General features: G+C 64.1%; 10 protein-coding genes and 1 riboswitch. Of the genes, 6 read left to right on the top strand and 4 right to left on the bottom strand.

Annotated features, from left to right (window positions below; genetic code table 11):
• Positions 1-96: 96 nt before the first annotated feature.
• Positions 97-597 carry a hypothetical protein gene (locus V7S54_RS08920; RefSeq protein ID WP_057251760.1) on the top strand — a complete coding sequence of 167 codons (501 nt, stop codon included), beginning with the start codon at positions 97-99 and terminating at the stop codon, positions 595-597.
• A 43-nt stretch (positions 598-640) separates the two neighbouring features.
• Here V7S54_RS08920 and V7S54_RS08915 read toward each other — a convergent pair whose 3' ends face one another.
• Positions 641-1,252, bottom strand: coding sequence for a glutathione S-transferase family protein (locus V7S54_RS08915; protein ID WP_336408284.1), 612 nt, complete (start codon positions 1,250-1,252; stop codon positions 641-643).
• 90 nt (positions 1,253-1,342) lie between these two features.
• Here V7S54_RS08915 and V7S54_RS08910 point away from each other — a divergent pair, with 90 nt between their 5' ends.
• Positions 1,343-2,062 (top strand): helix-turn-helix transcriptional regulator, encoded by a 720-nt coding sequence (locus V7S54_RS08910; RefSeq protein WP_065373238.1) that lies wholly within the window; start codon positions 1,343-1,345, stop codon positions 2,060-2,062.
• Positions 2,063-2,141: 79 nt separating this feature from the next.
• Here V7S54_RS08910 and V7S54_RS08905 read toward each other — a convergent pair whose 3' ends face one another.
• Complete coding sequence (locus V7S54_RS08905; protein ID WP_065373239.1) at positions 2,142-3,467, bottom strand: dicarboxylate/amino acid:cation symporter; 1,326 nt, start codon at positions 3,465-3,467, stop codon at positions 2,142-2,144.
• A gap of 228 nt (positions 3,468-3,695) precedes the next feature.
• Here V7S54_RS08905 and V7S54_RS08900 point away from each other — a divergent pair, with 228 nt between their 5' ends.
• The 4 genes from V7S54_RS08900 (at position 3,696) to V7S54_RS08885 (ending at position 9,804) form a co-directional block, all read left to right on the top strand.
• Positions 3,696-5,564 (top strand): sensor histidine kinase, encoded by a 1,869-nt coding sequence (locus tag V7S54_RS08900; RefSeq protein ID WP_442892546.1) that lies wholly within the window; start codon positions 3,696-3,698, stop codon positions 5,562-5,564.
• A gap of 3 nt (positions 5,565-5,567) precedes the next feature.
• Positions 5,568-6,932, top strand: coding sequence for a sigma-54-dependent transcriptional regulator (locus V7S54_RS08895; RefSeq protein ID WP_336408283.1), 1,365 nt, complete (start codon positions 5,568-5,570; stop codon positions 6,930-6,932).
• A gap of 95 nt (positions 6,933-7,027) precedes the next feature.
• Positions 7,028-7,156: riboswitch (TPP riboswitch) on the top strand.
• Between the two features lie 90 nt (positions 7,157-7,246).
• On the top strand, positions 7,247-9,067 hold the full coding sequence (gene thiC / locus V7S54_RS08890; protein WP_336408282.1) for a phosphomethylpyrimidine synthase ThiC: 1,821 nt from the start codon (positions 7,247-7,249) through the stop codon (positions 9,065-9,067).
• 212 nt (positions 9,068-9,279) lie between these two features.
• Positions 9,280-9,804: a hypothetical protein gene (locus V7S54_RS08885; RefSeq protein ID WP_336408281.1), complete on the top strand. Its 525-nt coding sequence runs from the start codon at positions 9,280-9,282 to the stop codon at positions 9,802-9,804.
• 214 nt (positions 9,805-10,018) lie between these two features.
• Here the strand turns inward: V7S54_RS08885 and V7S54_RS08880 are convergent, their stop codons facing one another.
• Positions 10,019-11,269, bottom strand: a complete 1,251-nt coding sequence (locus tag V7S54_RS08880; protein WP_336408280.1) for a Zn-dependent hydrolase — start codon at positions 11,267-11,269, stop codon at positions 10,019-10,021.
• A gap of 29 nt (positions 11,270-11,298) precedes the next feature.
• Positions 11,299-12,474, bottom strand: coding sequence for a M20 aminoacylase family protein (locus V7S54_RS08875; RefSeq protein WP_336408279.1), 1,176 nt, complete (start codon positions 12,472-12,474; stop codon positions 11,299-11,301).

Below are 12,474 nucleotides of genomic sequence, written 5' to 3'. Positions count from 1 at the left end.
GCGAAGAACGGAACATCCGCCACGCTGACACGTTCGGCTGGTGACCTAGATGCCCACTGATGTACTATTGATGCCGCTGAACGGAGGGTTGCATCCATGCCACGATGGCTGTTGCTTGTCGTCATGACCGCATGCGCCGCCGGCGTTGCGCGCGCGGACGAGGGCGCGTTCCTGAAGTCCTTGGGCGGGAGCTGGGCGGGCAGCGGCGTCGTCCGTATCCGGACCAACATGTCGCCAGTCAACGTGTCCTGCAGCTTCAATTCCGAAGCAATCGGCCTCGCGCTGTCGATGGCCGGTGTCTGCCGGGGCATGTTGCTGATCTCACGCTCCATCGACGCGAAGCTTCGCTATACAGGCTCAACCTATAGCGGCTCTTATCTCGGCCCGCGCGGCGGCCGTGCCGGTCTCAACGGCAGCCGCCGCGGCGATGCGATCAATCTCACCATCCGCTGGGCTAAGGAGGTCAACGGCGACCGCCGCGCCGATCTGACCGTACGCAAGATCGGCGCCGACGGCATGCAGTTGACGACGGTTGATGTCGACCCAGCTTCCGGCAAGCGGGTGGTGACGAGCGAGATCAACCTCAAGCGAAAATAGCGGAGGAAGTGCCGCCCTCTCCGAGAGCGGCCACTCAGCGCAGTCAGGCCGCGGCCGCGGTGCGAGTGTCGTAGTCGGTGGTCCATTGCAGCGACGGGCGCTGCCCGCAGCGTTCGACCCACGCCTTGACGACTTCGCTGTCCGGTGTCGCTGCAGGATACCAGGCAAAGGGCGAATGCAGCAGCAGGTCGACCGCCGAGTAGTGTTCGCCCATCAGATAGGGCCTGTCCTTCAGCGCGTTTTCAAGGCGCTGTGCCATCTGTTCCGGACCGCGGAAGGTGGTATCCAGATAGGGGTGCGAAAGCCCCGCCGCCTGCATGATCAGCACCGGCTCGACGACGCCGGCGTACCAGGCAAGCCAGCTCAGATAACGGCCGCGCTGCGGGTCGCCGACAGGCGGCGCCAGCTTCTTTTCCGGGAAGAGATCGGTCAGATACTGAATGATCGCAATGCTTTCCCACAGCACGACGCCGTCATGGACGAGCAGCGGCACCTTGCCTTCCGGATGCGGGTTCGCCGGGTCCTTCCGGCCACTGCCGTCACCGCGGGTGATGTCGACGATCTTGATTTCGACCTTGTCGAGGGCGTCGAGTTCGCGAAGCAGCGTGATGATGCGCGACGAGCGCGAGCGCGGGGCGTGAAAGAGCGTCAGCATGATGAAGTCCTCGGTTGCGTTTGCGAATGCGAAACCTATACAGTTGCCCAACTGTCAGTTTCCGTCAGTAGGCTTCGTCTATCTTCAGTCATGGCCCGTAGTGATCGTTTGTTCCGCCTGCTGCAGGCGCTGCGCACCCTCCCTTCCCCGGTAACGGCCGCTCGGCTCGCCGAAGAGACCGGCGTGTCGTTGCGCTCGCTCTACCGGGACATCGACAGCCTGCGCGCCGCTGGCGCCGTCATCGATGGCGAGCGGGGCTTCGGCTACCGGCTGACGGAGGACATTGCCTTGCCACCCCAGACCTTCACGCGGCTCGAAATCGAAGCACTGGTGCTCGGCCTCGCCGAAGTACAGCACATGGGCGAGCCGGATCTCGCGGCAGCGGCGGTCGCGGTGCTTTCGAAGATAACGGCGACACTGCCCGACCGGCTGCAACGCCAGGCGCTGCACGCCGCATCGCAGGTCTATCGCTTCGAGCGCCGGGACCCGCCGGCAGCCGATGTCGGCCTACTGCGCGAAGCCTGCTGGCAGGAGCGCGCAGTCGTCATCGGCTATGTCGATGCTGGGCAGCAGAGGACCGACCGGCAGGTCCTGCCTCTCGCGATCGTCTACCTCGAACGGGTGCTGGTGCTGCTTGCCTGGTGCTGCCTCAGAGAGGGCTATCGCAAGTTCCGCGTCGATCGCGTCGTCGATATCCGCATGACTGAAGAGAGCTTCCGCCCTCGCCGAGTGCCTATGCTCCGGGAATTCATCGCCTATCTGAACGCCGGCGCGCCTGAAAAATCGAAGATGTCGCTGAGCGGTCAGTAAGCTCAAACGACGACGCGGCCCGTGTTGCCACGAGCCGCGTCCGGACTGCGCTTAGGCAGTCATGCCTTGGGAGGCAAGCTTATTCGGCCGGCTGCAATGCCGGCTGCGGAAGCGCTTCAGGCGTACGGCCGCCAAGCACGGCCGCCATCTGAGCTTCATCCAGTTCACCTTCCCACTTCGCAACCACGATCGTCGCGACCGCATTGCCGACGAAGTTGGTGAGAGCGCGGCATTCCGACATGAAGCGGTCGATGCCGAGGATCAGCGCCATGCCGGCGACCGGCACGGCGGGAACGACCGAGAGCGTTGCGGCCAGCGTGATGAATCCGGCGCCGGTGATGCCGGCGGCACCCTTGGAACTCAACATGGCGACGAGCAGCAGCAACACCTGGTCGCCGAGCGACAGCGGGATATCCATCGCCTGGGCGATGAAGAGGGCCGCAAGCGTCATGTAGATGTTGGTGCCGTCGAGGTTGAAGGAGTAGCCGGTCGGAATGACCAGGCCGACGACCGAGCGCTTGCAGCCGGCCTTTTCCATCTTGCTCATCAGGCCCGGCAGTGCAGCCTCCGACGAGGATGTGCCGAGAACCAGCAGCAGTTCTTCCTTGATGTAGCGGATCAGCGCGATGATCGAGAAGCCGTTGTAGCGGGCAACGGCGCCGAGCACCAGGAAGACGAAGAGGAAGGACGTCAAGTAGAAGGTGCCGATCAACATCGCCAGATTGGCGATCGAGGCGACGCCGTATTTGCCGATGGTGAACGCCATGGCGCCGAAGGCGCCGATCGGGGCGGCCTTCATCAGGATGCCGACGAGCTTGAAGACCGGCAGCGTCAGCGCGTGCAGGAAATCGACGACCGGCTCGGCCTTCTTGCCGACCATCGCCAGCGCGAGACCGAAGAGCACCGAGATGAACAGTACCTGCAGGATGTCGCCATCGGCAAAAGCACCGACCAGCGTGGTCGGGATGATGTTCATCAGGAAGCCGGTGATCGTCTGCTCATGTGCCTTCTCGGCATAGGTCGTCACCGCCTTGGCGTCGAGCGACGCCGGATCGATGTGCATGCCGGCGCCCGGCTGAACGACATTGGCGACGATCAGGCCGATGATCAGCGCCAGCGTCGAGAAGGTCAGGAAATAGATCATCGCCTTGCCGGCGACGCGGCCGACCTTGGCGAGATCGGTCATGCCGGCAATGCCGGTCGCAACCGTGAGGAAGATGACCGGTGCGATAATCATCTTGACGAGGCGGATGAAGGCGTCGCCGAGCGGCTTCAGCTCGGTGCCGAGCGACGGATAGAAATGGCCGAGCAGGATGCCCGCGGCGATGGCCCCCAGCACCTGGACATAGAGATGCCGATAGAAAGGTGTCTTGCCGCGCGGTTCCGCGGATTGGTCGATAATCATGAGATCCTCCACTGGACCCAGTCCGGCGTCATGCCGGGCCTCCCGGGTCAATTTCCGATGCGCGACAGCTCGGGCTGTCATGAGGATGTCATTTGCAACGGCCGTGCCAGTTCTCCGCGGCTGGAGCCAAGCCATTGAATCGATGTGGATGTTTTGTTCGCACCCCTCAACGCGCACGAAGAGTTGAGCGGATTTCCGCACAGATCGTCTGGAAGTCTGAGCGAAAAAATGCACAATCAGGCCATGTTCAATGCCCCATCCGCGCCCCTCAATCTGGCAGATCTCGACCGGTCCATGCGCCGCACCTGGCTGGTGTTCGCCGGCCTCGCTCTGGCGCTGCTCGCCGCCGGCCTTCTGTCCGCCGGTGAATATGGGCGCAGCCAGGCGCTCGAAACGGTCGACGCCCAGAGCCGGATCGATGCCAATCTGAAGGCATCGCTGCTGCGCGCCGTGCTCGAACGTCAGCGCTCGACGCCGTTGGTGCTGGCCGATGACGTCGAGGTGAAGGCCGCACTTTCGACCCGCAGCGCAGAAGCGCTGCAACGGCTGAATGAGAAGTTGCAGGCGCTCGCCGCCAATACCGACGCCGCCGTCATCTATGTGATCGGTCCGAATGGCGTTGCGATTGCCGCCAGCAACTGGCGTGAGCCGACGAGCTTCGTTGGCAACGACTATGCCTTCCGCGAATATTTCCGCATGGCGATGCGGGACGGCAAGGCGGAGCATTTCGCCATGGGCACGGTCAGCAAACGGCCGGGTCTCTATATCTCCCGGCGGGTCCAGGGGCAGGACGGCCCGATCGGCGTTGTCGTCGCCAAGCTCGAGTTCGACGATGTGGAGGCGGAGTGGCTCGCCTCCGGTAAGCCGGTCTATGTCACCGACCGGCGCGGCATCGTGCTCATCACCAGTTTCCCGTCCTGGCGCTTCATGACGACCAGAACCATTCCGCGCGACCGGGTGGCCGCGATCCGCGACAGCCTGCAATTCGGCGATGCCTCGCTGCTGCAGCTGCCGTTCCGCGACATCGAGTCGACCAGCGACGGCTCCAGCAAGCTGCGTGCGCTATTGCCCGGCGACAGCGAGCGGCGGTTCCTGCGGGTCGAAACCATGGTTCCGACCACGAGTTGGCGGCTGGAGCAACTGGCGCCATTGGATGGTGCGGTCTCGGCGGCAACCCGCGAGGCCCGGCTGATTGCGCTGGCCGTGATCGTGCCGCTGCTCGCGCTCGCCGCCCTGCTCCTGCGTCGCCGCCAGGCGCTGACGCTGGTTGCGACGAGGGAGCGTTCTGCACGCGATGAGCTGGAGCGCCGCGTGGCGGAGCGTACCCATGACCTCAGTCTTGCGCGCGATCATCTCGAAACGGAGATTGCCGATCACCGGCGCACCGGCGAGAAGCTGCAGGCCGTGCAGCAGGAACTGGTTCAGGCGAACCGCCTGGCGATCCTCGGCCAGGTGGCCGCCGGCGTCGCCCATGAGATCAACCAGCCGGTCGCGACCATTCGCGCCTATGCCGACAATGCCCGCACCTTCCTCGACCGCGGTCAACAGCAAACGGCGGTCGAGAACCTCGTCAGCATCGCCGAACTGACCGAAAGGGTCGGCACCATCACCGACGAGCTCAGAAGCTTCGCCCGCAAGGGTCGCTTCGTTGCCGAGCCGACGCCGCTGCGTGACGTGATCGAGGGCGCGCTGATGTTGCTCCGCAGCCGCTTCGCCGGTCGCATGGATGCGATCGCCATCGATCTGCCGGATAATGGCCTCAGCGTGGTGGGCAGCCGCATTCGCTTGGAACAGGTACTGATCAACCTTTTGCAGAACGCGCTGGAGGCGCTGGGCGATCGCGCCGATGCCAAGATCCGCGTGCGCTGCGAAGATGGCCCGACCGGCACCGTTGCCCTCGTCGTTGCCGACAACGGCCCCGGCATACCACAGCATATCCGCGAGGACCTGTTCACCCCCTTCAACACCTCGAAGGACGAAGGGCTCGGCCTTGGACTCGCCATCTCCCAGGAGATCGTCGCTGACTATGGCGGCGAGATATCAGTCGAAACCAGCGACAAGGGCACCGTCTTCACGGTTCGCCTGAAGAGGGCCTGAGCGATGCAGCCGTCCGTCTACCTCATCGACGACGACAACGACCTGCGCAAGGCGATGACGCAGACGCTGGAACTTGCCGGTCTCGCCGTCACCTCGCTTGCAAGCGCCGCCGAAGCCTTGGAAACCCTCGACACGAACTTCGACGGCATCGTCGTCAGCGATATCCGCATGCCCGGCATCGACGGGCTGCAGCTCTTTCGCCGCATCGCTGCCTTCGATGCCGACCTGCCCGTGATCCTGGTGACCGGCCATGGCGATATCCCGATGGCGGTGCAGGCATTGCAGGACGGCGTCTATGACTTCATCCCAAAACCTTTTTCCGCCGACCGGCTGGTGCAGAGCGTGCGGCGCGCGCTGGAAAAGCGCCGTCTCGTCATGGAGAACCGCGCACTCAAACGGGCGGCCGAGACGGCCGGCGACAGCCTGCCGCTGATCGGCCAGACGCCTGTCATGGAGCGCTTGCGCCAGACGATCCGGCACATTGCCGATACGGATGTCGACGTGCTCGTCGCCGGCGAAACCGGCAGCGGCAAGGAAGTCGTGGCGACGCTGCTGCACAACTGGAGCCGGCGCCGCGACGGCAACTTCGTGGCGCTGAACTGCGGCGCGCTGCCGGAAACGGTGATCGAGAGCGAGCTCTTCGGCCACGAACAGGGCGCCTTCACCGGTGCCCTGAAGAAGCGTGTGGGCCGGATCGAACACGCGAGCGGCGGCACGCTCTTCCTCGACGAGATCGAGGCGATGCCACCCCCGACCCAGGTCAAGATGCTGCGGGTGCTCGAAGCGCGCGAGATCACGCCGCTCGGCACCAACCAGGTGCGCCCGGTAGATATCCGCGTCATCGCCGCCGCAAAAATCGATCTCGGTGATCCGGCGCAACGTGGCGATTTCCGCGAAGACCTCTACTTTCGATTGAATGTGGTGACGCTCTCGATCCCGCCGCTGCGCGAACGTCGCGACGACATTCCGCTGCTCTTCTCGCATTTCCTGACGCGGGCGGCGGAGCGCTTCAAGCGCGACGTGCCTCACGTCTCGCCGGCAGTGCAGCAACACCTGATGACCCATGCCTGGCCCGGCAATGTGCGCGAACTCTCGCACTTTGCTGAGCGCGTGGCACTCGGCGTCGAAGGCCCGCTGGGACAGCCCGTTGCAGTCGTTGAACAGCCTGGTTTCGCGCTGCCGGAGCGGCTTGAACGCTACGAGGCCGAGATCCTGAAGGAGGCGCTGAGGGCGCAGCGTGGTGACGTCAAGGCGACGATCGAAGCGCTCGGCATCCCGCGCAAGACCTTCTACGACAAGCTCCAGCGCCACGGCATCAACCGCGCCGATTACGCAGAGCGCGGAGTTTCGGAAAAATCCGGCAGCTAGCTCTCGCCAGCGGCCAAAATACACTCAAAAATTGCATCTTCGTCGACGGGCGAATTCGCGCTTGACGACCCGTGCCGTTCGATGGCTATCTCTTGGGCATTCACCAGGGGGGTCCCGCAAGGGGCTGAGATTCTGCTGGATGGCCGGCTTGCCGGCTGTGGCGCAGTGACCCGTTGAACCTGATCCAGTTCATACTGGCGTAGGGACGGTGCAGATATCGAAGCCAGGATTCCGTGCGTCCAGCATCTGGCGGAGCGTCTTTCATCCTTCCGGCATCAGAACTGGGTCTCCAATCGCAAACTTGGAGCCTCGTCATGAATATTGCCACAAAGCCTACCCCCCTCTCGGTCACCCAAGGCCCGCTTCCCGCCTCCTGCAAGGTCCACAAGGCTGGCGTCCTCCACCCGGATATCCGCGTGCCGATGCGCGAGATCGCGTTGCATCCGACGTCCGGCGAACCGCCGGTCACGGTCTACGATTCCTCCGGCGCCTATACCGCTGACGATGCGGAGATCAGCATCGAGGCGGGGCTGCCGCGACTGCGTCGCAACTGGATCGTCGGGCGCGGCGATGTGGAAACCTACGAGGGACGCATCGTCCGTCCTGAAGACAACGGTTTTGCCAGCGGCGACCGGTTGACGCCGACCTTCCCGTTCCAGCATGCGCCGCTGAAGGCGACTGCCGGCAAGGCGGTAACGCAGCTTGCCTACGCCCGCGCCGGCATCATCACGCCGGAGATGGAGTTCGTGGCGATCCGCGAGAACCTCGGCCGCGATGCGGCACGCGCGAAAGCGCGCGACGGCGAAAGCTTCGGCGCCCATATCCCCGACCATGTGACGCCGGAGTTCGTGCGCCAGGAAATCGCCAGCGGCCGGGCGATCCTGCCCGCCAACATCAACCATCCGGAATCCGAACCGATGATCATCGGCCGGAACTTCCTGGTGAAGATCAACGCCAATATCGGTAACTCCGCCGTCACCTCGTCGATGGCTGAGGAGGTCGAAAAGATGGTCTGGGCGACCCGCTGGGGCGCCGATACCGTCATGGATCTTTCGACCGGCCGCAACATCCACAACATCCGTGAATGGATCATCCGCAATTCGCCTGTTCCGATCGGCACCGTGCCGCTCTACCAGGCGCTGGAAAAGGTCAACGGCATTGCCGAAGATCTCAACTGGGAGGTCTATCGCGACACGCTGATCGAGCAGGCCGAACAGGGCGTCGACTATTTCACCATCCATGCGGGCGTGCGTCTGCACTACATCCCGCTCACCGTCGATCGCGTCACCGGCATCGTCTCGCGCGGCGGCTCGATCATGGCCAAGTGGTGTCTGCATCACCACCGGGAAAGCTTCCTTTACGAGCACTTCGAGGAAATCTGCGACATCTGCCGCGCCTATGACGTCTCCTTCTCCCTCGGCGACGGCCTGCGCCCGGGCTCGATCGCCGACGCCAACGACGCGGCGCAGTTTGCCGAACTCGAAACACTCGGCGAACTCACGAAGATTGCCTGGGCCAAGGATTGTCAGGTGATGATCGAAGGCCCCGGCCACGTGCCGATGCACAAGATCAAGGAGAACATGGACAAGCAGCTTGCCGTCTGCGGCGAGGCGCCGTTCTACACGCTCGGACCGCTGACGACCGACATTGCACCGGGCTACGACCACATCACGTCGGGCATCGGTGCGGCGATGATCGGCTGGTTCGGCACAGCCATGCTCTGCTACGTCACGCCGAAGGAGCACCTGGGCCTGCCCGATTGCAACGACGTCAAGGTCGGCGTCATCACCTACAAGATCGCGGCCCACGCCGCCGATCTCGCCAAGGGGCATCCGGCGGCCCAGGTGCGCGACGACGCCCTGTCGCGCGCCCGCTTCGAGTTTCGCTGGGAAGACCAGTTCAACCTCTCTCTCGACCCGGAGACGGCCCGCAACTTCCACGACGAGACGCTGCCGAAGGAGGCGCACAAGGTCGCGCATTTCTGCTCGATGTGCGGTCCGAAATTCTGCTCGATGCGGATCTCGCACGACATTCGCGCCGAGGCACAGAAGGAAGGGCTGGAGGCGATGGCCGCGAAATACCGCGAGGGTGGCGACCTCTATATGCCGGTCGCTGAGGTCGAAGCTCAGAGTTAAAGCGCACACGTCGGGAGGGACGCCTCGTAGTCCCTTCCGACGGAAAGGCGGATGCTGGGCCCTGGGGGAACAGCTTGCCCCCTTATCGGTTGAACGATATGTAAGGTTCACGCAAAAGTCGCCGCCGGCGGACCCGTCATTCACGCCAAGCTGCCGTCTTCTGCGGCACTCTTGCAAGACGACGAAAAAACGCCATTTACGAGGAGAATGACTTGAGGACACGCCTGCTGACACTGACGGCCCTGTCGATAGGCGGCCTTGTGGCACTCGCTGGAGTTCTGCCACGCCTCGACGACAGCGGGAGTTTTGCCACGGGTTTTTCCTGGATTTCCGCCGCCCATGCGGACGACGATGTCGGCGGCGGGAATGGTGAAAATGGCACTGATGGCAGCGACCAAGGTGGCGAAAACGTCGGGAGCGGCGGAAGCAACGGCACAGAGGGTGGCGGCGATGGGGGTGGTGGCGGTTGGGGCACCGGTGACGGCAGCGGCGTAGGCGGCGTTCCCGGCGGTACCGGCGCAGGCGGCGGAGGTGCTGCCGTCATCGACAGCGATAGCCACAGCGAGCCCCACTCATCGATGCGCGACTCACGGGATTACGGACCAAGCGGCAAGGTCTGGCACGGCGGCAGCAATTTCCTTAACCTTTTCCGCCAGACGCCGGAAAGGCGCTTCGAACGGAGCCAGCCTGAATCGTCTGCCCGGCAGAAGACCGTTGACACGAAAAGAGCGCCTTGAAGTGAGTCAGCTTCGTCGCAACGAAGAGGGACCTGCGCTATTTCTCGAAACCGGACTGCGGATTTGCGTGTAGGAACGGGTTCTGACGCGCGAGAACCAGCTCAACTGGCGTCAGAGCTTTACATTCGAGAAATGTCTGTCCCGATCACGACCTGCCGGAGTGTGGCGGCGGAGCTACGGATACAGAGCATCATATTTCTCGCCGCGCGTATTCCTAACGGCCTTTCCAGCCGCTGCAAGCAATCCGCTCGACCACATCAAGCAGTACGTTCGCCCCGGCAACCAGTTCCTCCGGCTCCGTGTGTTCACGCGGATTGTGGCTGATGCCGTCGCGGCTCGGGACGAAGATCATCGCCGTTGGCGCGATGCGCGCGATCATCTGCGCATCATGGCCGGCACCCGAAGTCATGCGCCGGCTCTTCAGGCCGCGCGCCTTCGCCGAAGCCTCGATCGTGGCGACAATGCCCAGATCGAAGGCCACCGGCTGGAAACGCGCCAGGCGCTCGACCGATATCTCGACACCCTCTTCAGCGGCGACACGCAGGAGGAAATCCGCAAGCGCCGCTTCGAGCCCCTGCAGCCGATCCTCGTCCGGATCGCGCAGATCGACGGTGAAGACCGCACGCGACGGGATGACGTTGATCGCGTCGGGCTCGAAACGCATGGTGCCGATGGTCGCCACGCTCGGCGCGTTCGAGCGGGCGATATGCTCGCGCAGGAACAGACCGACGCGGGCGGCGGCAAGTCCCGCATCATTGCGCATCGCCATCGGCGTCGTGCCGGCATGGTTGGCGACGCCATCGATGGTCACCCGCTGCCAGGAAATGCCCTGCAGGTTCTCGACCGCGCCGATTGCCATGCCCTCGCGCTCCAGCACTGGCCCCTGCTCGATATGCAGTTCGACATAGGCGTGAGGTCTGAGGAATCCCGGTTCGACAATACCGGCATAGCCGATCCGCACCAGTTCTTCTCCGAGTATCGAGCCATCCGTGCCGACTGTCGCGAGCGCCGTCTCAACGGTGAGGCCACCGGCATAGACCAGCGAACCCAGCATATCGGGCGCATAACGCACGCCCTCCTCACTGGTGAAGGCGGCCACGACGATCGGCCGGGCCGGCGTCACGCCCCGCTCCTTTAGAGTCTCGATCACCCCAAGTCCGGCAAGAACGCCGTAGCAGCCGTCATAGATGCCGGCATTGATCACCGTGTCGATATGCGAGCCGAGCATGATGGGCGCCTCGCCGGCATTGCCCTCGTCGCGCCAGATGCCGAAGATGTTGCCGATGCGGTCGACAGCGACGTCGAGCCCGGCAGCCTCGATCCAGGCGACGAGGCGATCGCGGCCCGCCTTGTCGTTGTCCGATCCGGCCAATCGGGTCAATTGGCCCTGGGGATCGCGACCGATGTCGCCAAGCTCACGGATGCGCCCGGTCAGGCGCGCGGCGTCGATGGAATGCAATGGCATCTCTGTCCTGCTTTCATGCGGATTTCTGTTCATGGCCGGGGCTCAGTCGGCGCCAGTCTCTGCTTGACGATTTCGGCGTGGTAGCGCGCGCCGAAGATCAGGGCGTCGTCGTTGAAGTCGTATCGCGGATTGTGCAGCGGCGCCGACGTCTCGCCGTTGCCGATGAAGACGAAGCAGCCCGGCACGTGCTCGAGGAAGCGCGCGAAATCCTCCGAACCGGTCATCGGCTCAGCGGCCGTCGCGACATTCTCATGCCCGAACACCGCTTCCGCCGCGGCAAAGGCGTGGCCGGTCAAGGCCGGGTCGTTGATGAGCGGCACGAACTCGCGCGTATAGCTGACCTCGACCTCGCAGCCATAGGCATCCGCCGTGCCCTTGGCGATCACGCGCATCTCCGCCTCGATCTTGGCGCTGACGTCGGGGCGGAAGCTGCGGGAATCGCCGAGAATGCGCGCCAAGCCCGGAAGCGCATTGCGCGTGCCATCGGTCAGCACCTCCGTCACCGAGACGACGCCGATATCCGTCGGCGAAAGGCGCCGCGAGACGATCGTCTGCAGATTGACGACGGTGGCGCAAGCCGCGACAAGCGTCTCGTTGCCCCAATGCGGCCGCGCCGCATGCCCGCCAACACCTTTCAGCACGATTTCGAAATTGTCCTCCGCCGACATGATCGCGCCGATACGGGTCTCGAAGCGGCCGACCGGCAGCCCCGGCATGTTGTGGAGGCCGTAGATCTCGTCGAAAGGAAAACGTTCCATCAGGCCGTCGTCGAGCATCGCCAGCGCGCCTTTGCCCCATTCCTCGGCCGGCTGAAAGATGAAACAAACGCTGCCGTCGAAGTCGCCGCCTTCGGCCAGCATTTTCGCTGCCCCCAGCAGCATTGCGGTGTGGCCGTCATGGCCGCAGGCATGCATGGTGTCGGGCCGGGTCGAGCGATAGGCCAGCTCCCCCTGTTCCGGTATCCGCAGCGCGTCCATGTCGGCGCGGAGGGCTATGGCGCGATTGCCACTGCCGCGTTTCAGCCGGCCGACGACGCCGGTGCCGCCGACGCCTTCCACCACTTCATCGAGCCCGAATTCCCGGAGCTTCGCGGCGACGAAGGATGACGTGCGCTGCTCCTCGAAACCGAATTCCGGATGCGCGTGCAGGTCGCGGCGCCAGGCGGTCATATCAGCGACAAGCCGATCAAGATCCATTTCCGCCAT

The organism is Ensifer sp. CCNWLY38 (assembly GCF_037120565.1).
GTDB lineage: Bacteria > Pseudomonadota > Alphaproteobacteria > Rhizobiales > Rhizobiaceae > Ensifer > Ensifer adhaerens_H.
This window is presented reverse-complemented; position numbering and strand designations above follow the sequence as displayed.